The following is a 26,250-nucleotide window of genomic DNA, read 5'->3' on the forward strand; positions in this document are numbered from 1 at the left end:
GTACGACTCGCGGAGCGGCGAGATTGTATCAGGCCATCAACCGCCTGACTCGCCTTCCGGCGGTTTTTCTGCAACTTCTTCCTTGTCCGGCGCCACCCCGGCCTCCGCTGCCGGCGCAGCGGCGGGCGCCACCGGCGGGGCAACCGCCTCGGCGCGTCCCATCAGGCCAATGTCCTCGTTGTCGGCCGGCATCAGCCGGCCGCCATGGCGGCTGGCGTACCAGGCCATACCGAGGCTCAGGGCAAAAAACACCACCGCCAGCCACTTGGTGGAGCGGGAGAGGAAGTTCGCCGAGCCGGAGGCCCCGAACACCGTGGCCGAGGCGCCACCACCGAAGCCGGTGCCGGCCTGCGCGCCGGAGCCGCGCTGAAGCAGGATCAGCACGATCATCGCGACGGCGACGAGGACGTAAACGACGGTGACGAGGACGATGAGGTTCATGGACTTTGCGGGTTCACCGCGCCGCCGAGGCGACGATGGCGAGGAATTCGGAGGCCGACAGCGAGGCGCCGCCAACCAGCCCGCCATCGATGTCCGGCTGCGAGAACAGCTGGGCGGCGTTGGCGGCCTTCACGCTGCCGCCGTAGAGGATCGGCAGCGAGTCCGCAATCATAGCATCGTGCGCGCGGATTTCGCTACGGAGGAAGGCGTGCACTTCCTGGGCCTGTTCAGGGCTGGCGGTGCGACCGGTGCCGATGGCCCAGACCGGCTCGTAGGCCAGCACCGCGCCGCGCAGGCACTCCACCCCGCCGGCCGCCAGCACCGCCCCGAGCTGCCCGGAGAGCACCCACTCGGTGCGCCCGGCCTCGCGCTGCTCCAGGGTCTCGCCAAGGCAGAGCACCGGCACCAGGCCGGCCTGGCGGGCGGCGAGCAGCTTGCGGGCGACGAGTTCGCTGGATTCCTGGTGGTACTCGCGGCGCTCGGAATGGCCCACCAGCACGTGGCTGGCGCCGATGTCCCTCAGCATGGCGCCGGAGACCTCGCCGGTGTAGGCGCCGCTCTCGTGGATGTCGAGGTCCTGGGCGCCAAAGCCGATGCCCGCCCCGCCATGGCTGGCGATGCACTCGGCGAGATAAGGAAGCGGCGGGAACACCAGGCGCTGCACCCCGGCCGGCGCCGGCACGGCGGCGATGGCATCGAGCAGGGCGCGGTTGGCCGCCCGGCTGCCGTTGAGCTTCCAGTTTCCCGCCACGATGCGCGTCCGCATGCCTGCTTGCTCCCGGATGGAATGGCGCGGAAGGATAGCAGCCCACCCCGAGGAAGATGCCGATGCCCGCCCCGCTCCGAACCGACCGCCACGCCCTCGTCACCGGCGCTTCCAGCGGCATCGGCGCCGAGATCGCCCGGGAATACGCCAGGAGAGGCAAGCCGCTGGTGCTGGTGGCGCGGCGCGCAGACCGGCTGGAGGCGCTCGCCGCCGAACTGCGGGCCCGGGTACGGGTGGAGGTGATCGTGGCCGACCTCGCCGATCCGGCGGCGCCGGCGATGCTGCAGGCGGAATGCGGGGCCCGCGGCCTGCACATCGATACGCTGGTGAACAACGCCGGCTACGGCGTGCCCGGGCGCTACCTCGGCAAGGACTGGGCCACCCACCGCGATTCGCTGCAGGTGCTGCTGGTGGCGGTGTGCGAGCTCACCCACCGATTCCTGCCGGCGATGGAGGCCGAGGGCCATGGCCGCATCCTCAACGTGGCCTCGCTGGCCGGCCTGGTGCCGCCCACGGCGGGACACACGCTCTACGGCCCCACCAAGGCCTTCCTGATCCGCTTCAGCGAGACGCTGGCCAGGGAGGTCGGCCCGAAGGGCGTGCACGTGACGGCGCTCTGCCCGGGCATGACCTACACCGAGTTCCACGACGTGAACGGCATGCGCGCCACCGTCTCGAAGCTGCCGAAGGGGATCTGGCTGGATGCGGCGACGGTGGCGAGGCTGGGCGTGGATGCCGTGGAATCCGGCCGGACGCGGATCGTCACCGGGCGCGCCAACCGCCTGATCGCCGCGCTGTCGAAATACCTGCCCGACCGCCTCGCCGGCGCCCTGATCGCGTCCAGAGCCAGGGACTTCCGCGATGAGAGCTGAGGCGGGAAACGGCGAAGCCCCGCATCGCGGGGCTTCGTGGGCGGAACGGGACGCTCAGGCCAGCTTGATCTCGCGCAGGCGCTCCTGCAGGTACTCGTGGGCGGTGATCGGCTCGGGGTAGCGGTTGGGGTTGTCCGGCGTGATGCAGGACGGCAGGGTCTCGATCAGGAAGTCCGGGTTCGGATGCAGGAAGAAGGGCGTGGAGTAGCGCGGCTTGCGCGCCTCGTCGCCCGGCGGGTTGACCACCCGGTGCGTCGTCGACGGGTACACGTGGTTGGTGAGCCGCTGCAGCATGTCGCCGATGTTGACCACGATGGTGTCGGCCTCGGCGGTGAACGGCACCCACTCGCCCTTGCGCGAGAGCACCTCGAGGCCGGCGGCGCTGGCTCCCACCAGCAGGGTGATGAGGTTGATGTCCTCGTGGGCCCCGGCGCGGACATTGGGGATGTCCGGAGCGGTGATCGGCGGGTAATGGATCGGGCGCAGGATGCTGTTGCCGAAGTTGGTCTTGTCGGCGAACCAGTCGGCCGGTAGCCCGATGTGCAGGGCGAGCGCCGAGAGCACGCGCGCGCCGAGCTGGTCGAGCGCGGTGTAGAGCCCGTAGGCCACTTCGCGGAACTCCGGGATCTCCTCGGGCCAGAGATTGGGCGGCATCACCGCGGCATGCCGGGAATCGCGCGGGATCTCGCGGCCGACATGCCAGAACTCCTTGAGGTCGTAATGCTGGGCGCCCTTGGCCGTCTCGATGCCGAAGGGGGTGTAGCCGCGGGCACCGCCGCCGCCGGGCACGTGATACTTCCGCTTCGTCTCCTCCGGCAGGGCGAAGAAGCGCTGGAACACGTCGTAGGCGCGGTCGATCTGCGCCTGCGGGATGCCATGGCCGCGGATGCCGCAGAAGCCCCACTCACGGTAGGCGGCACCGAGCTCGGCGACGAAGGCCTCGCGGTCGGTATCGAAGCGGCGGATGTCGAGGGTGGGGATGGCGGCCATCGGAGGTGCTCTGGGGTGGTTCGGGGGCGGGATGATGCCGCCGGGCGCAGCCGCCCGGCGTGATCTGGGTCAAGCCGCGGCCTGCACCGCGGCCGAGAGTTCATCGAGGACGCGCTGCACGAGGACGGCATCGTCGGCCTCGACGGTGACGCGCACCACGGGCTCGGTGCCGGAGGGCCTGAGGAAGGCGCGCCCCCTGCCCTGCACGGCCGCCTCGGCACGGGCCAGCGCGGCCTTCACCGCCTCGGCCTCGGCGGGACGGGCCCCGGGGCCGACGCGGACGTTCACGGTCTTCTGCGGCAGCTTCACCATGCCGGCGAGCGCCTCGCCGAGGCCGATGCCGCGGCGGCGCAGCACCTCCAGCACCTGCAGGGCGCTGACGATGCCGTCGCCCGAGCTCACGCGGTCGAGGCAGAGCAGGTGGCCGGAGGTCTCGCCCCCGAGCACGCCACCGTGCTCGAGCAGGGCCTGATGCACGTAGCGGTCGCCGACCCTGGTGCGCAAAAAGCCGATGCCCATGGCGCCCAGGGCACGCTCGAGGCCGTAGTTGCTCATCAGGGTGCCGACCACCGGCCCCTTGAGCCGGCCGCTGGCCTGCCAGTCGCTGGCCAGCAGGTAGAGCAGGTCGTCGCCGTCGCGCACCGTGCCGGCCGCGTCGACGAACAGCACCCGGTCACCGTCGCCATCGAAGGCAATACCGAGTTCGGCGCCGGTCTCGCGCACCCGGGCGGCCAGGGCCTCGGGATGGGTAGAGCCCACGCCGTCGTTGATGTTCAGGCCGTTCGGCTCGATGCCGATGGCCTCGACCCGGGCGCCGAGCTCGCGGAATACCAGGGGGCCCAGCTGGTAAGTGGCGCCGTGGGCACAGTCGAGCACGATGCGCATGCCGCCGAGATCGAAGCCGCGCGGCACCGAGCCCTTGCAGGCCTCGACATAGCGGCCCACGGCATCGCGGGTGCGCAGCGCCTTGCCCAGCCGCTCCGAGGGCACGGTGCGGAAAGGCTGCTCCAGCGCCGCCTCGATGGCCAGCTCGGTGGCATCGTCGAGCTTCTCGCCCTCGGCGGAGAAGAACTTGATGCCATTGTCGTGGTGCGGATTGTGCGAGGCGCTGATGACGATGCCGCCATCGGCGCGCATCGAGCGGGTGAGGTGCGAGACCGCGGGGGTCGGCATCGGCCCCATCAGCTGCACGTCGACGCCGGCGGCCACCAGCCCGGCCTCCAGCGCGGCCTCGAACATGTAGTTGGAGATGCGGGTGTCCTTGCCGATCAGCACCAGCGGCTTGCGCCACTCGCCGCCCTCGCGGGCCGCATGCAGGGCATGGCCGTAGGCATTGCCGAGGCGCAGCACGAAATCCGCCGAGATCGGGCCCTCGCCCACCCGGCCACGGATGCCATCGGTGCCGAAATACTTGCGCGATGCCATGCTCAGGCCGCCTCCTTCGGCGCCGGGCGGCGGGTCATCAGGGCCAGCAGGGCGGCCAGGCGGTCGCGCATCTGCCGGCGGTCGACGATCAGGTCGACGGCCCCGTGCTCGACCAGGAACTCACTGCGCTGGAAGCCTTCGGGCAGCTTCTCGCGCACCGTCTGCTCGATCACCCGCGGCCCGGCGAAACCGATCAGCGCCCGGGGTTCCGCGACATTGATGTCGCCCAGCATGCCGAGCGAGGCGGAGACGCCGCCGGTGGTCGGATGGGTGAGCACCGAGATGTAGGGCACCCCGGCCTTGCGCAGGCGGGCGATGGCGGCCGAGGTCTTGGCCATCTGCATCAGTGAGAACAGGCCCTCCTGCATGCGCGCGCCGCCGGTGGCGGAGAAACAGACGAGGGCGCTGCGCTCGGCCAGGGCGCGCTCGGCGGCCAGGGTGAAGCGCTCGCCCACCACCGAGCCCATGGAGCCGCCCATGAAACGGAACTCGAAGGCGGCCACGCACAGCGGCTGACCCTTGAGCAGGCCGCGCCCGGCGACCAGGGCGTCGAGTTCGCCCACGGCCTTCTGGCTGGCCTTGATGCGGTCGGCGTACTTCTTCTGGTCGCGGAATTTCAGTGCATCCACCGGGCCGAGGTCGCCGCCGATCTCCTCGAAGCTGCCGGCATCGAGGAAGTGGTTCAGGCGCTCGCGGGCGCCGATCGGCATGTGGTGGTCGCACTTCGGGCAGACATGCTGGTGCTGGTCCAGCTCCGGGGCATAGAGCGCCGCGCCGCAGTGCTCGCACTTCTCCCACAGGCCCTCCGGCACGCCGCGCTTGTTGCCGCCCTGCGTGCGGATGCCACCGAGTTTCAGCTTGTTCAACCAGCTCATGGATGCCCCTGGGGGGTGTCGGAGGGGGGCTAGTCTAGCCGGTCGGCGCACGGCCTTGCCCGCCCGGCTAGAGCTCCCGCAGGGTCACCGAGGGCGGGGCGTCGAGCAGGCGGCGGGTGGCCCAGAGGCCGGCCGCCAGCGCCACCAGCACGCCGGCCGCGGCGCCGCCCAGAGCCAGCCTGGGATCGGGCACCCAGGGCAGTTCCAGCACCTGCACCGCGAGCACGCCGGCCAGCAGGGTGGCGGCCAGTGCCGCCACCAGCCCGGCCACCAGCCCCAGCGCGGCGAACTCGCCGGCCTGGGCCAGCCGCAGCTGGCGCCGGCTGCCGCCCAGCACCCGCATCACCGCGCCCTCGCGCAGGCGCTCGTCCTGGCTGGCCCCCACCGCGGCTAGCAGCACCAGGGCGCCGGCCAGCACGGCCACCAGGAACACCGCTTCGACCACGGTGGAGACCTGGTCGGCCACCCGCCGCACCTGGCCGAGGATGGCGTCGATGTCGACCACCGAGAGGTTGGCGAAGCGATCCAGCAGGGCGCGGGCGAAATCGTCCCGGCCCGGTGGCACGTGCACCGCGGTGATCGCGCTGCCCTGCAGGCCCTCCAGCACGCCGGGCGAGACCAGCACGAAGAAGTTCGGACGGAAGCTCTCCCACTTCACCCGGCGGATCGAACGCACCTCGCCCTCGATGCGGGTGCCGGCGATGTCGAAGGCCACGCGGTCGCCCAGCCGCCAGCCGAGCGTGTCGGCCAGGCCCTCCTCCACCGAGAGGGCGATGTCGCCGTCGCGGGCGACACGGGTATCCGGGGGCCAGAAGCGCCCGGCCACCACGGTGTTGTCGTCGCCCAGGACCGAGGCGGTGCTGAGGTTGAACTCGCGCTCGGCGAGGCGGCGGGCGCGCGTCGGCTCCTTGCCGAAGGCCTCCAGCGACACGGCCTCGCCGTTCTTCGCCACCCAGCGGCCGCGCACCATGGGGTAGATCGCCGCCTCGGCCAGGCCCTGCTCGCGCAGGAAGGCCCGCAGCGGCTCGACCTGCGCCGGCTGTACGTTCAGCAGGAATCGGTTGGGAGCATCGGCCGGCAGGGCCTCGCGCCAGCGCGAGAGCAGGTCGGTGCGGACGAAGGTGAGCACGAGGAGCGCCATCAGACCGAGGCCGATCGCGCTGACCTGGGCCACCGTGGTGGCGGGGCGGCGGCTCAGGTTGGCAAGGCCGTAGCGCCAGGGACCGCGCAGGCGCGGCCGCAGCCGCGCCACGGCGCGCACCAGCAGCAGGGCCAGTGCAGACAGCACGGCGAAGGTGGCCAGCAGCCCCCCCAGCATGGCCCCCGCCAGCAGCGGCGATTTCGCCTGCCACCACACCAGGGCGGCGAAGCCTGCGAGGGCGAGCGCGGCGAGGGTGAGCGCCCCCGGCTCCGCCGGGTCGAGGTCGCGGCGCAGCACGCGCAGGGCCGGCACGCGGCGCAGGGCCAGCACCGGCGGCGCGGCGAAGGCGAGCAGCACCACGAGGCCCACGGCATAGCCGGCCAGCACCGGCGCGAGGCCCGCCGAGGGCACGGCAACCCCGAGGGCCGAGGACAGCCAGTGGCCGATCGCCCCGGAGAGCAGCCCGGCCACGGTGACACCGATCGTGCTGCCCAGCAGGCCGAGCAGCAGCAGGGCGCCGAGCTGCACCTTCAGCAGGGTGGCCTGCGAGGCGCCGAGGCAGCGCATCACCGCGCAGGCATCGAGGTGGCGGGCGCTGTGGCGGCGGGCAGCCATGGCCACGGCGATGGCGGCGAGGATCACCGCCACCAGGGTGGCAAGGCCGAGGAAGCGGCTGGCGCGGTCGAGGGCGCGGCGGATCTCCGGGCGGCCGTCGGCGGCGGTTTCCAGCCTCTGGCCGCGGCCGAGCTGCGGCCGCACCGCGGCCACGAAGCCCTCCACCGCATCCGGCGTGCCGGCCACCACGAGGCGGTAGGCAATGCGGCTGCCGGGCTGCACGAGGCCGGTGGCGGGCAGGTCCTCGAGGGCGAACACCACCCGGGGTGCGACGTTGAAGTAGTCGAGCGCGCCGTCCGGCTCCTGCTCGATCAGGGCGGCCAGCCGCAGCCGGGCCTCGCCCAGCACCACGGTATCGCCCACCCGCGCGCCCAGCGTGTTCGCCCCGCTGCGCCCCATCCACACGGTGCCCGGCTCGGGGCCGTGCCCGACCTCGCGGCGTTCGCTGCCGTCATCGATCGTGAAGCTGCCGCGTAGCGGGAAGGCCCGCCCCACGGCGCGCAGCTCGCCGAGGCGCAGGCGGTCGCCCACCCGCACCATGCTGGGGAACTCCACCAGTTCCACCGCCTCCAGCCCCGGCCGCTCGGCCGCCGCCCGCAGCGGGGCCGGCAGCGGCTGGTCGGCGCGCAGCACCGCATCCCCGCCCAGCAGGCGGTTCGCTTCCAGGGCCAGCGCCCGTTCGGCGCGGTCGGTCAGGAAGCTGATGGTGGTGACCGAGGCCACGGCCAGGGCCAAGGCCACCAGCAGCAGGCGCACCTCGCCTGCCGCCAGGTCGCGCCGCGCCTGCCGCCAGGCAAGGCGCCAGGCCCCGGGGCCGCGGCTCATGCCACCACCCGGCCGCCGGCCAGCCGCAGCTGCCGTCCGCAGCGGGCGGCCAGGCGCTCGTCGTGGGTCACCAGCACCAGGGTGGTGCCGGCCTCGGCGTTCAGCCGGAACAGGAGCTCGATGACCTGCTGGCCGGTGGCGGTATCGAGGTTGCCAGTGGGCTCGTCGGCGAACAGCACCGAGGGCCGGGTGACGAAGGCGCGGGCGATGGCCACGCGCTGCTGCTCGCCGCCGGAGAGCTGGCGCGGGTAGTGGCCGAGGCGCTCGCCCAGGCCCACCTGCTGCAGCACGGCCCGCGCCGGCGCTTCGACCTCGGCATCGCCGCGCAGCTCGAGCGGCAGCATCACGTTCTCCAGCGCGGTCAGCGCCGGCAGCAGCTGGAAGTTCTGGAACACGAAGCCCACGCGCTCGGCACGCAGGGCGGCGCGGGCATCCTCGTCCATGGCCGAAAGCTCGTGCCCGGCCAGCCGCACCGTGCCGCGGCTGGCGCGGTCCAGGCCGGCCAGCAGCGAGAGCAGCGTGCTCTTGCCCGAGCCCGAGGCGCCGACGATGGCGAAGGCTTCACCGGCCTCGATGCGGAATGCCACCTCGTCCAGAATGACGAGCGGGCCCGAGGGCAGCTCGACCTGCTTGCCAAGTCCTTCCACCTCCAGCAGGGCGGTGGAGGCCGGGCGCGACACATCACTCAGGGCAGTCATCGGAGGCGTTCTTGGTCAGGAAAATGAAAGCGTGGCCGCGCGGGGCTGAACGCCGCGTCACGGGCCGGGTAGCGGCGGTGGTGGTTCACGGCCTGCTGCTGGGCCTCGTGCTCGCCCTGCTCACGGCCTGCGGCGGCAGCGCGGATGCCGGCGGCACGACCGCCGCGGCCACGGTGGCCGACGAGACGGGCCCGGCCCCGCCGGCCGCCCCCGACACCCCGCCGAGGCGCGCCGTGCTGGTGATGGGCGATTCGCTCTCGGCGGCCTACAACCTCGCCGCCGAGCAGGGCTGGGTGGCCCTGCTGGACGCCCGCCTCGCCCGCGAGGGCCGGCCCTGGCGGATGGTCAACGCCTCGATCAGCGGCGAGACTTCGGCCGGCGGCGCCGCGCGGATCGAGGCCGCGCTGGCCGAGCACCGCCCGGGGCTGGTGCTGATCGAACTCGGCGCCAACGACGGCCTGCGCGGCCTGCCGCTGGAGGCCACCCGCGCCAACCTCGAGACCATGGTGCGCGCCGCGAAGGCCGCCGGCGCCGGGGTGCTGGTGATCGGCATGCGCCTGCCGCCGAACTACGGTCCCGAGTACACCGAGGCCTTCTTCGCCCTGTTCGGCGAGGTGGCGAGGGCCGAGGGCGTGGCCTACCTGCCCTTCCTGCTCGAGCCCATCGCCTTCGAGGAATCGGCCTTCCAGCCCGACCGCCTGCACCCCACGGCCGAGGCCCAGCCGCGCATCGCCGAGCATGTGTGGGCGGCGCTGGAGCCCCTGCTCGACCCGGCGCCGACGGCCGGTGCGCCATGAGCCCGGCCTTCCGGCAGCGCGCCGCGCTCGTCTGCCTCGGGCTCGCCGGCCTCGGCATGGCGCTCAGCGCCCTGCCCCATGGCCTCGCCGCCGGGCCGCATTTCCTCGGGCAGCTGCGCGCCCTGGGAGCGCCACCCGCGCTGGCCGGGCCGCTGGCCGCCGGCTGGTGGTTCGGCACGCTGATGCTGCTGATGAGCGCGGCGCTGGTGCTGGGCCAGGCCTGGCAGGGGCTGCGGGGCCGGCCGCCGCAGGCCCTGGTACTGCTGCCGCTCGGCCTTGCCCATGCCGGCTTCGGCGCCGCCGCGCTGGCCCTGCGCGGCTCCTCCCACTACCTCGGCTTCCTGCTCACCGGCCTTCTGGTGCTGGCCGCGCTCGCGCTTCAGTCGAGGGGCGGCCAGTCGCCGGGGTCCAGTGCCTCGCGGTAGGCGTGCCAGGTGGCGTAGGCCAGCCAGGGCATCACCAGCCCGAGGCCGAGAAAGGCACTGGCAAGACCCAGGGCCGTGAGCCCCACGATCAGTGCCGCCCACACGAAGGCAGCGGGCTTGTTGCGCAGCACCGCGTTCACGCTGGAGATGCCGGCAGTGACCATGTCCACGTCGCGGTCGGCGATCATCGGCAGGGAGAAGGCGGCCACGGCGAAGGTCAGGGCGGCGAACACCGAACCGAAGGCCGAGCCGATCAGCAGGAACTCGAGCAGCGAGCGCAGGCTGCCATCCTCCACCGGCACGAAGGCCTCCACCATCATGCCGGCCCGCACCCAGAGCATCAGGATCACCATCTGGATCAGGGCGAAGACCCCGGCCTGCCCGACCACCCGCTTCGCCAGGGCGAAGCTGTCGGAGAGCCGCGGCACCCGCCCGCGCTCGAGGCCCCGGCTCACGCAGTAGAGCCCCACCGCGATGAGCGGCGCCACGAAGACGAAGCCCGAGAGCAGGGCCGCGAGCAGGGCGAAGCGCCCCAGCGCCCAGGCGAGCGCGCCGATGCCGAGGCTGGCCAGCACGATCACCGCGCCGAACAGGGCGCTCAGGGCCGGCGCGCGGCGCAGGTCGGCCCAGCCGAGAGCGAGCCAGCGGAACGGCGAGCGCCAGGACAGCGGCCGGCAGGGCACCACGAAAGGACGTTCGCTGCGCTCCATGGCCTAGCCCGCGCCGCCCGGCCAGACCGCATCGAGCCGCGCAAACTCGCGCCGCAGGGCCCGCCGCCCCCACCAGCGCAGGGCCGGGGCGCGCGGCGGCCGCGGCGGCAGGCCCAGGAAGCCGAAGGCCACCCGATTGCTCTGCCGCGGCTCTTCCAGCACCACCACCTGGCGCTCGCCGAAGGCTGCCCTCAAGTGCGCCACGTGGCGGGCATGCTCGGTGGCGTAGAGGTTCACCGCCACCGCGCCGCCCTCGCGCAGGGAAGCGCGGCAGGCGCGGTAGAAACCCGGGGTGGACAGGGCCGGCGGGATGCCCTGCGGGTCGTAGCCGTCCACCAGCAGCAGGTCGTAGGCCGACGGGCGCCGCGGCAGCTCGAGCGCGGCATCCCCCAGCACCACCTGCAGGCGCGCGTCATCGGGGGGAATGCGGAAGGTCTCGCGCAGGGCCAGCACGGCGGGATCGATCTCGAACACCTCGAGCCGCGCCGTGGGCAGGTAGCGGTGCAGGAACTTCACCTGCGAACCGCCGCCCAGACCGACGATGCCGATCTGGCGCGGCTCCGGCACGTGGCGGAGCGCCGCCAGCATGGTGCGGGTGTAGTCCACCACCAGCCGGTCCGGCGACCAGCGCGACATGCGGCTCTGCGCCGTGCCTTCCGCGAAACGCAGGTCGATGACGTTCCAGCCGCGCAGCACCACCGGCTCGCCCCTCACGGGCCGCCAGCCCTGCTCCTTGCCCCGACGCCACACCCTGCCGCCCCTCCGCGCTTCGATGGGGCACCACGGTACGCCGTGCGCCGCGCCGCCCACAAGGCGGCCTTCATGCGCCCCACGCGGGCGCCGTGGCAGCGTGCCGCGCATCCGCCCGTGCGCCCGCCACCATGCCTACGCTCCGCTCCGCCGCCCTGCTCGCCCTGCTGCTCGCCGCCGGCGCCCCGCGGCTCCAGGCCAGTCCCCCTTTGCCGCCGCCCCTGCCGCCGGGCGCGCCGAACCAGCCGGTGGCCAGCCTCGACCTCGAGCGCTATGCCGGCCGCTGGTACGAGGTGGCGCGGCTGCCGCAGTTCTTCCAGCGCCGCTGCACCGGCGAGACCACCGCCACCTACACCCGCCTGGCCGATGGCCGCATCGAGGTGCTCAACCGCTGCGCCACCGAAGGCATGCCGCTGGAGGCGCGCGGCATCGCCCGGCCGGCCGGCGGAGGCGGCGCGCTGGAGGTGAGCTTCCTGCCGGGCTGGCTCTCGTGGCTGCCCGCCTGGGGGGCGTACTGGGTGATCGACCTCGACCCGGCGTACCAGTGGGCGGTGGTGGGCGGACCGAAGCGCAAGGCACTGTGGATCCTCTCGCGCAGCCCCGACATCGATCCTGCGCTGCTGGAGCGGCTGCGCCAGCGCAGCGAGGCGCGCGGCTATGCCCTGGACGAGCTTATCGTGGCGCCGCGCCCGGGCGCTGGCGGTAACGCCACATCTGCCAGAGGTTCAGTACCTGCACCGAAAGCGTGAAGACATTGGCGAAGATGATCGGCAGGCTGTCGATGGCGATGCCATAGGCCAGCCACAGCAACACGCCGAGGGTGAAGGTGCCGAAGGTGGCGACGCTAAGATCGCCCACCTGCCGGCGGCGGAAGTTGCGTACCACCTGTGGCACGAAGGCCACGCTGGTGAGGAAGGCGGCCACGAGGCCGAGCAGGGTGATCGGGTCCATGGGAACGCTGTATACAATGCGGCCCCGGCCGGCAAGCGCCGGCTTCTCCCCCCGCCACCGTCCAAGGAGTCCCCCATGCCCCGGTCCTCCGCTCCGCTTGCGCTCCTGCTCCCCCTGCTGCTGGCCGCCTGCGGCGAACGCGCCGCGCCCGCGGAACCGGAGGCCGCGCCCGCCAAGGCCTCTGCCACCGTGGTCGATCCGGAACTAGAACAGCTGAAAGCCCTGTCGCCGGTGGTGGCCTGCAGCCTGCTCAGCGAGGCCGAGGTCGAGGCCGTGTTCCCGGGCCTCGACTTCCGCCTGCACCAGGCGCTGGAACCCCAGCTGAGCGGCTATGCCTGGGATTCGCGCTGCACCTACTGGGCCGGCGAAGGCCCCACGAATACCGTGGAGCTCTTCGTCTCGACGCCGGTCTCCGAGGCCAAGGCCCGCGCCAACCTGGCCTGGCGCCGCGAGAGTGCCACCACCACCCGCGGCTATGCCCTGCAGCCGCAGCTCGGTACCGACGCCTTCTCGACCACCGATACCGGGGTGGTGCTGCTGCATTTCGTCCACGGGCCCAGCACCGTGGAACTCCGGGTTTCCGACATTCCCACCCCGACCGAAGAAAAGCTGCGCCAGGCCCTGGCGCTGGCCCAGTCCCTCTGATGCCTTCCCGCCCATGACCGACACCCCGCCCGACCGCCTCAGCAACGACCCGCGCAGCCCCTTCCACCAGCCAGCCCTGCTGGAGCGCGGCATCGGCATCCGCTTCAACGGCAACGAGCGCAGCGATGTCGAGGAGTACTGCATCAGCGAGGGCTGGATCCTGGTGCCGGCCGGCAAGGCCCTGGACCGCCGCGGCCGGCCGATGACCATCAAGCTCAAGGGCACGGTCGAAGCCCGCTTCCTGACCTGAGGCCGTGGCCCGCCTGCCCGGCCCCCTGCTGACGCGCGAAAGCGCGGCGGCCCTGCACGCCGCCCGGAGGCGCGGAGAGGCGAGCTGGCAGGGCTCGCTCGACCTCGGCCGCAGCGAGGAGACCGTGGCGCTCCGGGACGACGGCTTCCTCTGGCGCGGCGAACCCCGCCCCTGGCCGGAGGGCCCGCTGAAGGAGCGCACCCTCTACCACTTCGACGGCGTAGGCTGGGCGCCGGTGCAGCGCTTCTCGGGCAGCCTCATCAAGCTCGTTCCCAGCGCGTGGGGCCCGCCCACCTTCGAGATCGACGGCATCAAGATGCTGCCCACCGCCCGGGTCTCGCCCTGGGACGATGCCGCGGCGAAAGTCGCGCTCGTCGAGCCGCGCGGCCGGCGCCTGCTCGACTGCTGCGGCGGTCTTGGCTACTACGCCGCCCACGCCCTCGCCGCCGGGGCCGCCGAGGTGCGGAGCTTCGAGAAGAATCCCGACGTGCTCTGGCTGCGGCGCCTGAACCCCTGGTCGCCGGACCCGGACGAGCCCGCCGCCGCCGGCCGCCTCGTCCTCACCCGAGGCGACATCGCCTCGGCGATCACCACCCTGCCCGACGGCCACTTCGATGCCGCCCTGCACGACCCGCCGCGCTTCGGCATCGCCGGCGAGCTCTATTCGCTCGCCTTCTACCGCCAGCTTGCGCGGGTGCTGAAGCCCGGCGCCCCGCTGTTCCACTACACCGGCAGCCCGAATGCCAAGACCAGCGGCCGCGACGTGCCGGGCGAGGTGCTGCGCCGGCTGGAGCAGGCCGGCTTCCGCGCCGAACGCCGGCTCGACGGGGTGTTCGCCCGGCGCCTCGGGCCGCACCGCCGCTGACGCCCCGTCGCGGCGTTTTCCTACACCGCCACGGCGGATTCCGGCCTAGCGTCGGGTGGCCTCCCCCCCGGAGCCCGGCCATGCCCTTCCGCATCCTTTCCCTCGACGGCGGCGGCCTGCGCGGCCTGATCACCGTGCGCCTGCTGCAGCGCGTGGCCCAGCGCCAGGGCCTTGCCCGCTTCATCGACCGCGCCGACCTGATCGTCGGCACCTCCACCGGCGGCCTGCTCGCCCTGGGCCTGGCCAGCGGCAGAGACCTCGAGGAGATGGCCGGCCTCTACCTGCAGTACGGCAAGGACATCTTCAAGGATGCATGGTGGGACAATGTGCGCGACCTCGGGAAGGTGCGCGGCGCCGACTACGACTCGAAGGGCCTTGCCGCCGTGCTGCGGCGGCTGTTCGGCGACAGCACCCTGGGCGATCTCGGGCGCCACGTAGCCATCACCGCCTTCGACCTCGACAACGAGGCTGCGGAGGAGGCCGAGCGCACCTGGAAGCCGAAGATCTTCCACAACCTGCCGGGCAGCGACACCAAGGACCGCGGCGAGCGGGTGGTGGACGTGGGCCTTGCCACCGCCGCCGCGCCCACCTACTTCCCCTCGCACAAGGGCTACGTGGACGGCGGCGTGTTCGCCAACAACCCGGCCATGGTGGGACTGGCCCAGGCCCTGGACCGCCGCAACGCTGCCCGCCTGCGCCCGGCGCTGGACGATATCCGCCTGCTCAGCGTCGGCACCGGCAAGGTGGGCCTCTACGTGAAGGGGGTGAAGCACGACTGGGGCTATGCCCAGTGGGCGCCGAAGCTGAGTGCCCTGCTGATGGACGGGGTGATGGGCATCGCCGACTTCCAGTGCGCGCAGCTGCTGGGCGAGCACTACTGCCGGCTGCAGGTGCCGATCCTGCCCGACGAACCGCACCAGATGGACCGCGTGCCGGCCCTGCCGGTGTTCGACCAGATCGGCCGCCAGCGCGGCGTGGCCGAGGTCAACCGGGTGGCCGACTGGGTGCAGCGCTTCTGGATGTGAAGCCCAGCGCGTACTCCGCCGCGGCCACCACCGCCGCCACCTGCGCCTCGATGCAGGCCGCGGGCGTGGTGCGCGGGCTGTCGGGATAGACCTCGGTGGTGGTGACGAAGGGGGCCTCGGTGAGGCCGGCGCAGAGGCCGAGCGGCCGGCAGTCGTAGAGGATCACCCCCGGCGCCACCACCGGCTCGCCGATGATCCGCCCCGCGGCATCCGGCGGAGCGATGTGGGTCACCCGCGCCACCGCCTCGATGATGTGCGACTGGAAGGCCAGCGCCGGCCGGTCCGTATCGCCCACGAGGTAGAAACCATCGGGCACGAGGCCGGGCTGGAAGGGCTTGCCGTCGCGTGCCGCCAGGGCCGGGCGGAACTCGCCCTCGTCGCTGTCGGTGGTTTCGTGCAGGTCGATGTGCAGGCGGAAGCGGTCCTGCCATGGCGCCACCAGATGCATCAATGCCGCCGACTCCGCGGCCGGGCTGGGCTCGCGGAAACTGCGGTTGGGGTCCACGGCCTCGGCGTTCCAGCGCTGGATGCGCTCGTAGGCCCAGGGGCTGACGCAGGGCACCACCAGCCAGTCGGCCTCGCTGGAGAAGCGCGCGGCCTCGCGCTCGGCGAAGGCCAGCGCCCCATGCACGCCACTGGTCTCGTAGCCATGCACCCCGCCCGTCACCAGAAGCAGCGGGCGCTCCCTTCGCCCGCCGGGGCTGGCGAGCGCGAGCAGCGGGTAGGCCTCGTCTCCATAGGCCACGCGGCCGTACTCGATGACATCGAAGCGGCCACGCAGGGCCTCGATACGCGCCACCACATCCTCGGCATGGCTGCGCTGCTTCACCTGCCGCGAGCGCCAGGCCGCGCGCTCGGCCGGCCCCCAGGGCTGGCCCGGGGTGCCGATGGGGTATGGCGTACTCACGAGAAGACTCCCACGGCCAGTTCGGCCCAGACGAGCAGGAACAGCAGCCCGGTGCCACACAGCACGCCGAGCACGAAGGCGCGACGCCGGCTCACCCGAACCGCCACTTCGACGACCGCTCCGGCCAGCGCGAGCAGGGCACCGAAGACGAGGAAATCGGCGCCCGACCACTGCACCTCCCGGGTGAACTGCATGGCCACGAAGGGCAGGAGCAGGAGCAGGCCGGCCAGGCCCCAGAGCAGGCGGCGCCAGCGGCGGACGGTGGCGAGGGCGAAATCGTCGGCGTGGAGGTCGGCGCTCATGTCACGGAACCGGGCAGTAGAGGAGCGGAAAGCATCGGGGGCGCAGGGGGCAAGGACGAGGCAGCATCATCGCCAGGTGCGGGCCGTTCCGGGCCGTCTGCAGGCAGGCACTCAGCCGCGCCAGTTGGCATGGCGCTCCCAGAACGCCACGCTGCGAGCATACGCCTCGCGGTCGATCGGCACCCCGCTGCCGCCCTCCTCCACCCCGAGGGCATTGCGCATCATGGTGATCGGGGCCATCGGGATCTCCTCCGGCTCGGCGGTGTACATGCAGCCCACCACGCCCCAGTCGCCGTCGATCGGCGAGCCCTCCTTCGCCAGTTGTTCGGCGCTGTAGAGGATGGCGATGAGGTAATTGGCCACCGGCGGCTCCACGCCCTCGAACCAGCGCACCAGCACCGGCAGCTCGGCCTTGCTGCGCGCCTCGTAGCCCGAGCGCAGCAGGTGCCGGTTCTCCTCGGTGATCGGCACCACGAGGCAGCGGGTGCTGGTCCAGTTGCGGTGCACGTGCAGCTTGCAGAAAGGAGCATAGCCATCGAGTACCCTGAGCGGCGGCACCCGATTCAGGTGCTCGACGAAGGCCTCGGGCGTGATGTCCTGGATCGTGTTACGGCGCGGCTCGCGCGGGAACAGACGGGGGCGGGCGAATTCGGTGAGGACGATGGACATGCAACGGCATCGGAAGAAACGCTGGATGGCGAAGGATAGCGGCCCTGACACCCCGGCTCCTCCCGCCCCCCGGCCCACCCCTTCCGCGCCGGCGCGCTGAGCCCGGAGCAGTGATGGCCAGCGACCGCATCGAGCGCCACCAGGTCTGGATCTATCTCGCCGCCATCCTCGCCGGGCTCGGCACCGGCCATGGGCTGGCGGCGGCCGCTGCGGTATTCGAGGCCCTGCTCTGGCCGGCAATCGCACTGCTGCTGTTCGCCACCTTCGTGCAGGTGCCATTGCTGCATCTGCGTGAGGCCTTCGCCGACCGGCGCTTCGCTCTCGCCAACCTGCTCGGCAACTTCCTGCTGCTGCCATTGCTGGTCTGGGGCCTGCTCGGCCTGCTGCCGCCCGAACCGGCGCTCCGGCTCGGCGTCGCCCTGGTGCTGCTGGTGCCCTGCACCGACTGGTTCATCACCTTCACCCGCCTGGGCGGCGGCGATGCCGCGCGAGCCATTGCCATCTCGCCGCTCAATCTGGTGCTGCAGCTCCTGCTACTGCCGCTCTACCTCTGGTGGCTGCTGCCGGAGGCCGGGCTGGCGGCGGCCTTCGAGCCGCTGCGCCTGCTGCCCGCAGCAGCGGCCCTGCTCGGCCTGCCACTGCTGGCGGCCCTGCTCGCCGAGCGCTGGATCGAGGCCCGTCCCGAACGCGCTTCCCTGCGCGTGCTGCTGGCCGCCTGGCCGGTGCCGCTCCTGGCCCTGGTGGTGTTCCTGATCGCCGCGGCCCAGGCCGATGCCGTCCACGGCGCCGGCACGGCCCTGCTCGCGGTGCTGCCGGCCTTCCTCGGCTTCCTGCTCGCGGCTCCCCTGCTGGCCTGGGGGCTGGCCCGCCTGTTCGGGCTGGGGCCAGCCGCGGGGCGCACGCTCGCCTACGGGCTTGGCACCCGCAATTCCTTCGTGGTGCTGCCCTTCGCCCTCGCCCTGCCCGCGGGCTGGGAGGCCGCCGCCCTCGTCATCGTGCTGCAGTCGCTGGTGGAACTGCTGGGAATGCTGCTCTACCTGTGGGGGCTGCCGCGCTGGGGCTTTCCGGCAACTCAGGCCACACCACCGGGCAGGGGCCGGCCGCGGCCGTAGCGGCCCTCGAACTCGGCGGCGCTGAGCGCCGGCGACATCAGCCAGCCCTGCATCTCGTGGCAGCCGGCGGCCAGCAGCAGCTGGCGCTGCGCCTCGGTTTCCACGCCTTCCGCGGTGACCGACAGGCGCAGGGCGCGGCCCATCTGGATGATGGCCACCACGATGGCCTCGCTCTCGGCACTTCCCGGCAGGTCGGCGATGAAGCTGCGGTCGATCTTGATCCGCTCGATGGGAAAGCGCTTCAGGTACGAGAGCGAGGAATAACCGGTGCCGAAGTCGTCGATGGCAAGCCGCACGCCGAGCGCGCTCAGGGCGGTGAGGCGGCGCATCGCCTCCTCCACGTCGGCGATCAGGATCGATTCGGTGAGCTCCAGTTCCAGCGCCTCGCCCGGCAGGGAATGGCGGCGCAGTCCCTCGGCCACCGAGTCGACGAAATCGCTCTGGTGGAACTGCAGGGCCGAGACGTTCACCGCCAGCGGCACGCACAGCCCGGCACGCCACCAGCGGCTCAGCCGGGCCAGCGTGGTCTCCAGCACGAAGCGCCCGAGCGGAATGATGGCGCCGCTCTCCTCGGCCACCGGGATGAACTTCGCCGGCGAGACCTGGCCCAGTTCCGGATCGTTCCAGCGCACCAGCGCCTCGCCGCCGATCATCTCGCCGCTGGAAAGCAGGAACTTGGGCTGGAAATGCACCTCGAGCGCGCCGGACTCGAGGGCATGGCGCAGCGCGTGGTCGAGCTTCACCCGCGAGAGCAGGCCGATGTTCATCTGCCGCTGGTAGAAGCGGATGTCGGCCCGCCCGCGCTCCTTCACCGCATACATGGCGCTGTCGGCGTTGCGGGTGAGCTCCTCGGCATCGGTGCCGTCCTCCGGATACATGGCGATGCCGATCGAGACGGTGAGCTGGAAGCGCATGTCATCCACCGGGATCGGTTCGGAGATCGCCCTGAGGATGCGGCGGGCCGCGATCTCGGCGCCGGCGGCATCGACATTGGCGAGCAGCACCATGAACTCGTCGCCGCCGAGCCGGGCGGCGGTGTCGATCTGGCGCACGCATTCCTTCAGCCGTTCGGCCACCGTCACCAGTACCCGGTCACCGAAGGCATGGCCGAGCGAATCGTTGATCTGCTTGAAGCGATCCAGATCGATGAACAGCACCGCGAATTTCGCGCGGTCGCGCCGGGCGTAGTTGATCGCCATCTCGAAGCGCTCGCGCAGCAGCACCCGGTTCGGCAGTCCGGTGAGCGGATCGGTGAAGGCCAGCTCCTCGATCCGCCGGCGGGCGGCCATGGCCTCGCTCAGGTCCTTGGCAAACCCGATGTAGGTGGCCTCGCTGCGGGCCTCCGCCGCCACCCGCACCATCGAGAGCAGGCAGGGATAGGGCTCGCCCTCGCGGCGGCGCGCCCAGAGCTCGCCCTGCCAGTAGCCCTGGCGCATCAGGGCGCGGCGCATGGCCCTGAGCTCGCCGCCTGCCACCGTGCCGGAGAGCAGCGACCAGGCCGGGCGGCCCTCGATCTCGGCGGCCTCCCAGCCGGTGAGCCGGGTGAAAGTGGGATTCGCCGCCACCACGCGGAAGCGCGCATCGGTGACGAAGATGGCATCCAGGCTGCTCTCGAACACCTGGGCGGCGAGCTTCAGCCGGGCCTCGTCGGCGAGCCGCTGGGTGATGTCGCGGAAGGAGAACACCCGGCCGATCGGCCGCCCGCGCGCGAACTGCGGCAGGGTCACCCGCTCCAGTACCCGGCCGGAGCGCAGCACCAGGGTATCGGCGGCCTCCAGCAGGGGAGAGCGGGCGATCGCCCCCATGCGCTCGGCATAGCCCTCCGGATCACCCACCTGCTCGCGCATCCAGGCGAACAGGCGCGGATCGTCGCGGCGCCCGAGCAGGTCTTCCGGAATGCCCCACAGCTCGGCGAAGCGCTGGTTGAAGCCGCGGATGCCGCCGTCCATGTCGAGCACGAGGATGCCGTCGGCGGTCGATTCGAGCGTGGCGCGCAGCTCGGCGATGATGTTCTCCAGCTGCTGCTCGGCGCTGCGCTGCTCGCTACGGTCGACGAGGGCGACGAGGAAGCAGGCGCTGCCCCCCTCGATCTGCACCAGGCTGACACGGCGCTCGACGTGGCGGATCTCGCCATCGCCGCGCTTCACCAGGGTTTCGGAGCGGATGGCACGGGAACGGCCGGCGGCCACGTCCTCCCAGAAGAACAGGTCCTGGGAGGTGAAGGCGAAATCCACCACCGGACGGCCGACGATGTCGGCACGCGGCAGGCCGAGCAGCTCCTCGGCGGCACGGTTGACGGCGACGATGCGAAGGTCGACGGCATCCACCAGCCACACGGCCTCGAGGACGCTCTCGATCAGCGCCTGCGGCAGTGCGGCCCTCACGCCGGCGGCTCCCGGCGCGGGGCGGCGAGCGAACGCTCGAAGAAGTAGCACATGCGCTTGCGCGGCGAGAGCCAGTCGAACACCGCCCGCGGCAGCTGCACCGGCTTGATCGCGCGCTGGATGCCAATCTCGGGATGCTCCTCGAGATCGTGCACCAGGGCCTCTTCGGGGGCGATGGCCGGATCGTGCACCAGGATGCGCGGCTTCAGCGGCCGGTCGGAGTTCACCGAGGCGACGATGGCATAACGGCCGTCGTTGAGCTGCAGCACCGAGCCCGGCGGATAGACGCCCATCATGCGGATGAAGGCGGCGAGCACGGTGGCATCGAAGGCCTCGCGCTGGCGGGCGAAGATCAGGGCCAGGGCATCGTGGGGGGTGAGCGACTGCGCGGGGTTCCCGGCATTGCAGAGGTTGTCGTACTGGTTCACCAGTGCCACCACCCGCGCCAGGGCGCTGATCTGTTCCCCCTTCAGGCCCCTGGGATAGCCGCTGCCATCGGCGAACTCGTGGTGCTGGGCGATGATCTCCAGCACCTCGTCCGGCAGCTGCATCTTCCTGCCGATGGCGACACCGTGCTGGGCATGCGACTGGAACAGCCGGCGCTCGGCGGCCGGGGCATGGTCGTCGCGCCAGCGCAGGCGGTCTGGCAGTTCCAGCTTGCCGATGTCGTGCAGCATGGCCCCCAAGCCCAGCAGCCGGAGCCTGGCCTCGTCGAACTTCAGGGCCCGGCCGAGCAGGATCGACAGCACGCTGACGTTCATCGGATGCAGGGTGGTCTCCTGCCCCGCCTTCTCGGAGAGGAGACGGATGGCGACATCCTCCAGGCCGGCGACCTGCCCCACCATCGTCTCCACCTGGGCCATCGCGAGCTCGCGCGCCTGCTGCGGATTGGCGCGGGCGTTCTGCAGCACGCCGCGCATGTGCCGCGAGGCCTCGCCGTACTGCTGCTCGCAGCGCTCGAGGCTGGCCTGCTGCGCAGCCAGCAGGGCCCTGCGATCCTTCGGAGCGGCGCCATGCGCCCCGTCGTCCGCCGCCTCTTCCTGCTCCGGCGCGGCGGATTCCGGCGCCGTGCCGGCATCGGACCGGGCCCCGTCGTCTGCACCGGGCGCGGCATCGTCCCGTCCTTCCGGTGCCGGGCGCACCGGCACGCCCAGGGCAGCCCAGGAGGCATCGGCCTCCGGCAGGGCAAGCGGCAGGGCATGGCTGCGCTCCGGCAAATACCACACCCGGGCGAGGCCGAGGGCACGGAGCCGTTCGATCTGGGCTTCGGATTCGATGAGGAAGGCGCGGGCGGGCAGGCCCGGGAAGTCGTGGTGCCCGTCGAGCTGCACGAACACGCCGACGCGCAGTTGTCCTAGCTCGATCAGCGCTCGCGTGGGCTCTGCCATGGCCGTCCTCGTGATGGCCCGCCAAGCCTGAACGCTGGCCCCGCATGTTGCAAGTGCAGCATGCACTTGCCCGTGATGCTGCACGCAGTTTCTCAGGAAACGGACGGCCTCCTCCCTGGTGCCCGGGGCGGGACTCGAACCCGCACGGCCTCGCAGCCGGGGGAGTTTAAGTCCCCTGTGTCTACCGGTTTCACCACCCGGGCATGGCGCTCATTCTACGGGCGAAAAAAAACCGCGCTCGCGCGCGGTTTCGATGGAGGCCTGGGTCGGAATTGAACCGGCGTACGCGGATTTGCAGTCCGCTGCATGACCACTCTGCCACCAGGCCCTGCCGAAACGACAAGACCCCGGCGAACCGAGGTCTTGGAATCGGGTGGAGCGGGAAACGAGACTCGAACTCGCGACCCCGACCTTGGCAAGGTCGTGCTCTACCAACTGAGCTATTCCCGCACCGGAGACGCGCATTATGGGCATTTCACGGAGGATGTCAACACCTCGATGCCGCTCGCAGCGCCTGCCCTGCCCTCACGGGCGGCCCTCGCGGGCCAGCGAAGGCCAGGCCGCACGCAGGTAGTCGAAGCCCGACCACAGGGTGAGCGCGGCGGCCAGCGCCAGCAGCCATTCGCCGATCCACTGCGCCGGCAGCGGCGGCAGCCGGGATCCGAGTGGCAGGGTGGGGCCGATCAAGAGGCCGACGATGGCCACCATCTGCACGATGGTCTTGATCTTGCCCACCCAGGCGACGGCGACCAGGCCACGGGCACCGATGCCGGCCATCCACTCGCGCAGGGCGGAGATGGTGATCTCGCGGCCGACGATGATCGCCGAGAGCAGCGCGAGCCAGGGCGTGGGCTCGCGCTGCACGACGATGAACAGCGCCGCGGTGACGGCGAGCTTGTCGGCCACCGGGTCGAGGAAGGCGCCGAAGGCGGAGTACATGTTCCAGCGCCTGGCGATCCAGCCGTCCAGCCAGTCGGTGAGGGCGCCGACGGTGAAGACGAGGGCGGCCCAGAGCCTGGCGTGTTCGAGCGGGGCGTAGAACACCAGCACCATCACCGGGATCAGCACGATCCGGAACAGGGTGAGCACAGTGGGGATGGTGAGGGTCAAACGCGGGCTCCTTCGCCGCCGTCATCGGGCAGCCCATGCAGGAAAGCATAGATGCGCCGGGCGATGGCCGCACTCACGCCCTCGACCCGGGCGATCTCCTCGACGCCCGCCTCCTTGAGGCCGGCAAGGCCGCCGAAGTGCTTGAGCAGGGCCTGGCGGCGGCGCGGACCGACGCCGGGGATGTCTTCCAGCCGGCTGGTGTCGCGGGCCTTCTGCCGGCGCCGGCGATGGCCGGTGATGGCGAAGCGGTGGGCCTCGTCGCGGATCTGCTGGATCAGCTGCAGTCCTGGCGAAGTGGCGCCGGGCCGCAGTTCGCGGCCATCGGGGAAGACGAGGCGCTCGTCGCCGGCCCGGCGCGCCTCGCCCTTGGCCACGCCGATGACGGTCATACCCTCCACGCCCAGCTCACGCAGCACTTCGAGCGCCCGGGCGAGCTGGCCCTTGCCACCGTCGATGAGCAGCAGGTCGGGCAGCACGCCCTCCTCCATCCCGCGACGGAAGCGCCGCGACAGGGCCTGGTGCATGGCGGCGTAGTCGTCGCCGGGCTCGATGCCACTGATGTTGTAGCGCCGGTACTGCCCGGGGATGGCGCCCTCGGGGCCGAACACCACGTTGCTGGCGACGGTGGCCTCGCCGAGCGTATGGCTGATGTCGAAGCACTCGATGCGCGCCGGCGGCGCGGGCAGGCCGAGCAGGGCCTCGAGGTCCTCGAGCCGGGCCTGCTGGCTGGCGCGGCTGGCCTGTTCGGTGGCGAGGGCGAGCGTGGCATTGCGGCGGGCGATCTCGAGATAGCGGGCGCGGTCGCCGCGCACCCGAACCCGGATCTGCACCGCATGGCCGGCCTGCTGCGACAGGGCTTCGGCAAGCGTGTCGAGCTCCTCGGGCTCGTGGCTCAGCACCAGCTCGCGCGGCACCCCGCGCCCGCCATAGTGCTGGGCGAGGAAGGCGCCGAGCACCTCGGCCTCGTCCACGCCCTGCTCGACCCGCATGGTGTGCGCCTGGGTGCCGAGGTTCATGCCGTCGCGGAAGCTCAGCACCACCACGGCGGCGAGGCCGGCGCCGAGCACGCAGGCCACCACGTCGAGCTCGGCGCGGTCGCCATCGACGTACTGCCGCGCCTGTACCTTGCGGATGGCGGCGATCTGGTCGCGCAGGGCGGCGGCGGTCTCGAAATCGAGCGCCTGCGCCGCTGCATCCATGGCCTGGCCGAGCTCGCCCATCACCTCGTCGCTGCGCCCTTCGAGGAACAGCGCCACACGGCGCACGGCATCGCGGTATTCCGCCTCCCCCACCAGGCCGACGCAGGGTGCGCTGCAGCGGCCGATCTGGTGCTGCAGGCAGGGCCGGGTGCGGTTGCGGAACACGCTGTCCTCGCAGGTGCGCAGGCGGAACAGCTTGGACATGAGCTCCAGGGTGTCGCGTACCGCGAAGGTGCCGGGATAGGGGCCGAAGTAGCGGCCGGGCCGGGAACGCCCGCCGCGGTGGTAGACCAGGCGCGGCCATGCCTCCTGCGTCAGCAGCAGGTAGGGGTAGCTCTTGTCGTCGCGCATCAGGATGTTGAAGCGCGGCTTCAGGGCCTTGATCAGCTGGTTCTCGAGGATCAGGGCCTCGGCGGCGGTGCGCGTGGCGGTGACCTCGATGCGGGCGATGCGCGCCACCATCAGGGCGATGCGCGGGCCGTGCTGCTTGGAAAAGTAGCTGGAGACGCGCTTGCGCAGGTTGGCGGCCTTGCCGACATAGAGCACGCCGCCCCCGGCATCGAACATGCGGTAGACACCGGGCTCGGTGGTGAGGCCGCGGGCAAAGGCACGGCCATCGAAAGCCGCGGCCGCCGGCGCCGCGGATCCGGGCGCGGGCTCCCCGGTCATTCCCCCACCGCAAGCCGCCGCAACTCGCCGCTGCCGGAATCGAAACGCCAGACGAGGTGGCTGCCGGCATCGGCGATCCACAGGCTGTCCTCGTGGGCGGCGAGCGCGAGCGGCCGGCGCAGCGGCATCGGCAGCTCGACGGTGGACAGGACATGGTGGCGGAAGACGTGCCGGCGCAGTACGCCATTGCCGGTGTCGGCGATCCACAGCCCGAGGCCGTCGGCCGCCAGGGCAAGGCCGCCGGGGTGCTGCATGAGCGCCGTGCGGCTGCCGCCGTCCTTCAGTCCGAACTCGAACAGGCCGCGCCCGAACAGGGTGCGCACCGTGCCGTCGGAGAGACGCACCTGGCGCAGGGCGGAGGCCGAGGCATCGAGCACCCAGGCAAGATCGCCCTGGGCGACGATGGCCGAGGGCTGGGCGAAGCGCGCCTCGTCCGGGCCGCCATCCTCCTCGCCCAGACTGCCCTGCCCGGCCACGCGCCGCAGCTCGTTGCGTCCGAGCTCGAAGGCCCAGAGCTGGTGGCCGGAGGCCATGGTGATGAGGAGGGCATTGCCGGCGAACGCCAGGCCCCGGGGGCGGTCGAGCGCGGTGTCGCGGGGCTGCTGGACGATGCCGGGCACAGGATCGCCGCAGCGGCCATTGCCGAGCAGGGTCTCGACCTCGCCGGTGCGCACATTGATGCGGCGGATGGCGTGGTTGCCGGAATCGGCCACATAGAGCCGGTCCTGCAGCAGCACCATGGCCGTCGGGGCGTTGAAGCCGGCGATGTCGGCAAGGCCATCGACGAAATCGCGGTTGCCGGTACCGATGCGGCGCAGCACCCGCCCCTCGTGGGTGCATTCGAGGATGCGGTGATGGCCGGTATCGGCCACGTAGAGCCGCGAGGGGGTGGCGAGCAGGCCGGCGGGCGAGTCGAGGGCCGACCCCTCCCCGGCGGCATCGAGGCGCGGCATCTCCGCCACCCCGGGGGAGCGCAGGAAGTTGGCATCCACCTGCGCCTCGAGCGCCGCATGCAGGGCCTCCAGCTCGCGGTCGCCGACGAAGCGACCGCACTCGTTGCCCTCGGGATCGAGCAGCACCACGGTGGGCCAGGCGCCGATCTCGTAGTGCTGCCAGGCCGCCCAGTCGCCGTCGTTGGCGAGCGGCACGGCAAGGCCGCTGTGGCGCAGCGCCGGCAGGGCCACGGCGCCGTCGCGCTCGTAATCGAACTTCGGCACGTGCACGGCCAGCACATGGGCGGTCTCGCGGTAGCGCGCCTGCAGCGGCACCAGGGCCTGCAGCAGGTTCAGGCAATGCGCGGAGCCGGCATTCCAGAACACCAGCAGCAGGGGGTGGCCGCGCAGGGCGGCGAGACGCAGCGGCGGGGTGTTCAGCCAGTTCAGGCTGGCATCGAGTTCCGGGGCAAGGCGGGGGCGTGGGGCCGAGGTGGAAGCCATGGCGGGCC

27 protein-coding genes and 3 tRNA genes are annotated in these 26,250 nt (G+C 72.1%); 9 read left to right on the forward strand and 21 right to left on the reverse strand.

Features of this window, described 5'->3' with window-relative positions; all coding sequences use genetic code 11:
* Positions 1–36: 36 nt before the first annotated feature.
* Positions 37–441, reverse strand: a complete 405-nt coding sequence (gene secG, locus G408_RS0104835) for a preprotein translocase subunit SecG (RefSeq protein WP_037412275.1) — start codon at positions 439–441, stop codon at positions 37–39.
* Positions 442–454: 13 nt separating this feature from the next.
* Positions 455–1,207: a triose-phosphate isomerase gene (gene tpiA / locus G408_RS0104840; RefSeq protein WP_028770180.1), complete on the reverse strand. Its 753-nt coding sequence runs from the start codon at positions 1,205–1,207 to the stop codon at positions 455–457.
* A gap of 62 nt (positions 1,208–1,269) precedes the next feature.
* On the opposite strand from tpiA, the gene G408_RS0104845 reads away from it, so the two are divergent.
* Positions 1,270–2,079 carry an SDR family NAD(P)-dependent oxidoreductase gene (locus tag G408_RS0104845; protein ID WP_028770181.1) on the forward strand — a complete coding sequence of 270 codons (810 nt, stop codon included), beginning with the start codon at positions 1,270–1,272 and terminating at the stop codon, positions 2,077–2,079.
* 54 nt (positions 2,080–2,133) lie between these two features.
* Here G408_RS0104845 and G408_RS0104850 read toward each other — a convergent pair whose 3' ends face one another.
* From G408_RS0104850 to G408_RS0104870, 5 genes are all read right to left on the reverse strand, one after another.
* The gene (locus tag G408_RS0104850; protein WP_028770182.1) at positions 2,134–3,069 is read right to left on the reverse strand and encodes an isopenicillin N synthase family dioxygenase; all 936 of its coding nucleotides are present in this window, start codon (positions 3,067–3,069) and stop codon (positions 2,134–2,136) included.
* 69 nt (positions 3,070–3,138) lie between these two features.
* Positions 3,139–4,494, reverse strand: coding sequence for a phosphoglucosamine mutase (glmM, locus tag G408_RS0104855; RefSeq protein WP_028770183.1), 1,356 nt, complete (start codon positions 4,492–4,494; stop codon positions 3,139–3,141).
* 2 nt (positions 4,495–4,496) lie between these two features.
* Positions 4,497–5,369 carry an acetyl-CoA carboxylase, carboxyltransferase subunit beta gene (gene accD, locus G408_RS0104860; protein ID WP_028770184.1) on the reverse strand — a complete coding sequence of 291 codons (873 nt, stop codon included), beginning with the start codon at positions 5,367–5,369 and terminating at the stop codon, positions 4,497–4,499.
* A 67-nt stretch (positions 5,370–5,436) separates the two neighbouring features.
* Positions 5,437–7,950 (reverse strand): ABC transporter permease, encoded by a 2,514-nt coding sequence (locus G408_RS0104865; protein WP_028770185.1) that lies wholly within the window; start codon positions 7,948–7,950, stop codon positions 5,437–5,439.
* Positions 7,947–8,648, reverse strand: a complete 702-nt coding sequence (locus G408_RS0104870) for an ABC transporter ATP-binding protein (RefSeq protein ID WP_037412277.1) — start codon at positions 8,646–8,648, stop codon at positions 7,947–7,949. Before G408_RS0104870 ends, G408_RS0104865 begins: the two co-directional genes overlap by 4 nt.
* A gap of 23 nt (positions 8,649–8,671) precedes the next feature.
* Here G408_RS0104870 and G408_RS0104875 point away from each other — a divergent pair, with 23 nt between their 5' ends.
* Positions 8,672–9,445, forward strand: coding sequence for an arylesterase (locus tag G408_RS0104875; protein WP_084628068.1), 774 nt, complete (start codon positions 8,672–8,674; stop codon positions 9,443–9,445).
* Positions 9,442–9,870: a hypothetical protein gene (locus tag G408_RS0104880; RefSeq protein WP_028770188.1), complete on the forward strand. Its 429-nt coding sequence runs from the start codon at positions 9,442–9,444 to the stop codon at positions 9,868–9,870. The genes G408_RS0104875 and G408_RS0104880 overlap by 4 nt, the downstream gene beginning before the upstream one ends.
* On the opposite strand, the gene G408_RS0104885 is transcribed toward G408_RS0104880, so the two are convergent.
* Complete coding sequence (locus tag G408_RS0104885) at positions 9,825–10,580, reverse strand: DUF2189 domain-containing protein (RefSeq protein ID WP_028770189.1); 756 nt, start codon at positions 10,578–10,580, stop codon at positions 9,825–9,827. The genes G408_RS0104880 and G408_RS0104885 overlap by 46 nt on opposite strands.
* A gap of 3 nt (positions 10,581–10,583) precedes the next feature.
* Complete coding sequence (locus G408_RS0104890) at positions 10,584–11,294, reverse strand: fused MFS/spermidine synthase (RefSeq protein WP_051282648.1); 711 nt, start codon at positions 11,292–11,294, stop codon at positions 10,584–10,586.
* Between the two features lie 167 nt (positions 11,295–11,461).
* Between G408_RS0104890 and G408_RS13200 the strand changes: the two genes are divergently transcribed.
* Entirely contained in the window at positions 11,462–12,079 is a 618-nt protein-coding gene (locus G408_RS13200) for a lipocalin family protein (RefSeq protein WP_084628069.1), read from the forward strand.
* Here G408_RS13200 and G408_RS0104900 read toward each other — a convergent pair.
* Positions 12,003–12,281, reverse strand: coding sequence for a SemiSWEET family sugar transporter (locus tag G408_RS0104900; protein ID WP_028770191.1), 279 nt, complete (start codon positions 12,279–12,281; stop codon positions 12,003–12,005). The two genes, G408_RS13200 and G408_RS0104900, sit on opposite strands and share 77 nt — an antisense overlap.
* A gap of 75 nt (positions 12,282–12,356) precedes the next feature.
* On the opposite strand from G408_RS0104900, the gene G408_RS0104905 reads away from it, so the two are divergent.
* From G408_RS0104905 to G408_RS13205, 4 genes are all read left to right on the forward strand, one after another.
* Positions 12,357–12,926, forward strand: a complete 570-nt coding sequence (locus tag G408_RS0104905) for a hypothetical protein (protein WP_028770192.1) — start codon at positions 12,357–12,359, stop codon at positions 12,924–12,926.
* A 13-nt stretch (positions 12,927–12,939) separates the two neighbouring features.
* Entirely contained in the window at positions 12,940–13,176 is a 237-nt protein-coding gene (locus G408_RS0104910; RefSeq protein ID WP_028770193.1) for a DUF3297 family protein, read from the forward strand.
* Between the two features lie 4 nt (positions 13,177–13,180).
* Entirely contained in the window at positions 13,181–14,041 is an 861-nt protein-coding gene (locus tag G408_RS0104915) for a class I SAM-dependent methyltransferase (protein WP_028770194.1), read from the forward strand.
* An 80-nt stretch (positions 14,042–14,121) separates the two neighbouring features.
* Positions 14,122–15,066 (forward strand): patatin-like phospholipase family protein, encoded by a 945-nt coding sequence (locus tag G408_RS13205; RefSeq protein ID WP_051282630.1) that lies wholly within the window; start codon positions 14,122–14,124, stop codon positions 15,064–15,066.
* On the opposite strand, the gene G408_RS13210 is transcribed toward G408_RS13205, so the two are convergent.
* From G408_RS13210 to G408_RS0104935, 3 genes are all read right to left on the reverse strand, one after another.
* On the reverse strand, positions 15,026–15,973 hold the full coding sequence (locus G408_RS13210) for a M14 family metallopeptidase (RefSeq protein ID WP_051282631.1): 948 nt from the start codon (positions 15,971–15,973) through the stop codon (positions 15,026–15,028). The two genes, G408_RS13205 and G408_RS13210, sit on opposite strands and share 41 nt — an antisense overlap.
* On the reverse strand, positions 15,970–16,275 hold the full coding sequence (locus G408_RS0104930) for a hypothetical protein (RefSeq protein ID WP_028770195.1): 306 nt from the start codon (positions 16,273–16,275) through the stop codon (positions 15,970–15,972). Before G408_RS0104930 ends, G408_RS13210 begins: the two co-directional genes overlap by 4 nt.
* Before the next feature lie 111 nt (positions 16,276–16,386).
* Complete coding sequence (locus G408_RS0104935; protein ID WP_028770196.1) at positions 16,387–16,944, reverse strand: DUF3228 family protein; 558 nt, start codon at positions 16,942–16,944, stop codon at positions 16,387–16,389.
* Between the two features lie 113 nt (positions 16,945–17,057).
* On the opposite strand from G408_RS0104935, the gene G408_RS13215 reads away from it, so the two are divergent.
* A complete protein-coding gene (locus tag G408_RS13215) occupies positions 17,058–18,056 on the forward strand; it encodes a bile acid:sodium symporter (protein WP_051282632.1) in 999 nt (332 codons plus the stop codon).
* Here the strand turns inward: G408_RS13215 and G408_RS13220 are convergent.
* The 8 genes from G408_RS13220 to G408_RS0104980 all read right to left on the reverse strand — a co-directional run bounded on the left by G408_RS13220 (position 18,017) and on the right by G408_RS0104980 (position 26,242).
* The gene (locus tag G408_RS13220; RefSeq protein WP_051282633.1) at positions 18,017–20,440 is read right to left on the reverse strand and encodes a sensor domain-containing protein; all 2,424 of its coding nucleotides are present in this window, start codon (positions 20,438–20,440) and stop codon (positions 18,017–18,019) included. The two genes, G408_RS13215 and G408_RS13220, sit on opposite strands and share 40 nt — an antisense overlap.
* Complete coding sequence (locus G408_RS0104950) at positions 20,437–21,828, reverse strand: cyclic di-GMP phosphodiesterase (protein WP_028770197.1); 1,392 nt, start codon at positions 21,826–21,828, stop codon at positions 20,437–20,439. The genes G408_RS13220 and G408_RS0104950 overlap by 4 nt, the downstream gene beginning before the upstream one ends.
* 116 nt (positions 21,829–21,944) lie before the next feature.
* Positions 21,945–22,031 (reverse strand) — tRNA-Leu (locus G408_RS0104955).
* A 51-nt stretch (positions 22,032–22,082) separates the two neighbouring features.
* A tRNA-Cys gene (locus G408_RS0104960) sits at positions 22,083–22,156 on the reverse strand.
* 46 nt (positions 22,157–22,202) lie between these two features.
* Positions 22,203–22,278, reverse strand: a tRNA-Gly gene (locus G408_RS0104965).
* A gap of 75 nt (positions 22,279–22,353) precedes the next feature.
* A complete protein-coding gene (pgsA, locus tag G408_RS0104970; RefSeq protein WP_028770198.1) occupies positions 22,354–22,938 on the reverse strand; it encodes a CDP-diacylglycerol--glycerol-3-phosphate 3-phosphatidyltransferase in 585 nt (194 codons plus the stop codon).
* The gene (uvrC, locus tag G408_RS0104975) at positions 22,935–24,806 is read right to left on the reverse strand and encodes an excinuclease ABC subunit UvrC (RefSeq protein WP_028770199.1); all 1,872 of its coding nucleotides are present in this window, start codon (positions 24,804–24,806) and stop codon (positions 22,935–22,937) included. Before uvrC ends, pgsA begins: the two co-directional genes overlap by 4 nt.
* Entirely contained in the window at positions 24,803–26,242 is a 1,440-nt protein-coding gene (locus tag G408_RS0104980) for a hypothetical protein (RefSeq protein ID WP_028770200.1), read from the reverse strand. The genes uvrC and G408_RS0104980 overlap by 4 nt, the downstream gene beginning before the upstream one ends.
* Positions 26,243–26,250: the final 8 nt, after the last annotated feature.

It is taken from the genome of Silanimonas lenta DSM 16282 (assembly GCF_000429065.1).
Taxonomy (GTDB): Bacteria; Pseudomonadota; Gammaproteobacteria; order Xanthomonadales; family Xanthomonadaceae; genus Silanimonas; species Silanimonas lenta.

Excerpts from the sequence above, each read along its gene's own strand:
- secG (WP_037412275.1), bottom strand. The coding sequence starts at position 441 with ATGAACCTCATCGTCCTCGTCACCGTCGTTTACGTCCTCGTCGCCGTC.
- tpiA (WP_028770180.1), bottom strand. The coding sequence starts at position 1,207 with ATGCGGACGCGCATCGTGGCGGGAAACTGGAAGCTCAACGGCAGCCGG.
- G408_RS0104845 (WP_028770181.1), top strand. The coding sequence starts at position 1,270 with ATGCCCGCCCCGCTCCGAACCGACCGCCACGCCCTCGTCACCGGCGCT.
- G408_RS0104850 (WP_028770182.1), bottom strand. The coding sequence starts at position 3,069 with ATGGCCGCCATCCCCACCCTCGACATCCGCCGCTTCGATACCGACCGC.
- glmM (WP_028770183.1), bottom strand. The coding sequence starts at position 4,494 with ATGGCATCGCGCAAGTATTTCGGCACCGATGGCATCCGTGGCCGGGTG.
- accD (WP_028770184.1), bottom strand. The coding sequence starts at position 5,369 with ATGAGCTGGTTGAACAAGCTGAAACTCGGTGGCATCCGCACGCAGGGC.
- G408_RS0104865 (WP_028770185.1), bottom strand. The coding sequence starts at position 7,950 with ATGAGCCGCGGCCCCGGGGCCTGGCGCCTTGCCTGGCGGCAGGCGCGG.
- G408_RS0104870 (WP_037412277.1), bottom strand. The coding sequence starts at position 8,648 with ATGACTGCCCTGAGTGATGTGTCGCGCCCGGCCTCCACCGCCCTGCTG.
- G408_RS0104875 (WP_084628068.1), top strand. The coding sequence starts at position 8,672 with ATGAAAGCGTGGCCGCGCGGGGCTGAACGCCGCGTCACGGGCCGGGTA.
- G408_RS0104880 (WP_028770188.1), top strand. The coding sequence starts at position 9,442 with ATGAGCCCGGCCTTCCGGCAGCGCGCCGCGCTCGTCTGCCTCGGGCTC.
- G408_RS0104885 (WP_028770189.1), bottom strand. The coding sequence starts at position 10,580 with ATGGAGCGCAGCGAACGTCCTTTCGTGGTGCCCTGCCGGCCGCTGTCC.
- G408_RS13200 (WP_084628069.1), top strand. The coding sequence starts at position 11,462 with ATGCCTACGCTCCGCTCCGCCGCCCTGCTCGCCCTGCTGCTCGCCGCC.
- G408_RS0104900 (WP_028770191.1), bottom strand. The coding sequence starts at position 12,281 with ATGGACCCGATCACCCTGCTCGGCCTCGTGGCCGCCTTCCTCACCAGC.
- G408_RS0104905 (WP_028770192.1), top strand. The coding sequence starts at position 12,357 with ATGCCCCGGTCCTCCGCTCCGCTTGCGCTCCTGCTCCCCCTGCTGCTG.
- G408_RS0104910 (WP_028770193.1), top strand. The coding sequence starts at position 12,940 with ATGACCGACACCCCGCCCGACCGCCTCAGCAACGACCCGCGCAGCCCC.
- G408_RS13205 (WP_051282630.1), top strand. The coding sequence starts at position 14,122 with ATGCCCTTCCGCATCCTTTCCCTCGACGGCGGCGGCCTGCGCGGCCTG.
- G408_RS0104930 (WP_028770195.1), bottom strand. The coding sequence starts at position 16,275 with ATGAGCGCCGACCTCCACGCCGACGATTTCGCCCTCGCCACCGTCCGC.
- G408_RS0104935 (WP_028770196.1), bottom strand. The coding sequence starts at position 16,944 with ATGTCCATCGTCCTCACCGAATTCGCCCGCCCCCGTCTGTTCCCGCGC.
- G408_RS13215 (WP_051282632.1), top strand. The coding sequence starts at position 17,058 with ATGGCCAGCGACCGCATCGAGCGCCACCAGGTCTGGATCTATCTCGCC.
- G408_RS0104950 (WP_028770197.1), bottom strand. The coding sequence starts at position 21,828 with ATGGCAGAGCCCACGCGAGCGCTGATCGAGCTAGGACAACTGCGCGTC.
- uvrC (WP_028770199.1), bottom strand. The coding sequence starts at position 24,806 with ATGACCGGGGAGCCCGCGCCCGGATCCGCGGCGCCGGCGGCCGCGGCT.
- G408_RS0104980 (WP_028770200.1), bottom strand. The coding sequence starts at position 26,242 with ATGGCTTCCACCTCGGCCCCACGCCCCCGCCTTGCCCCGGAACTCGAT.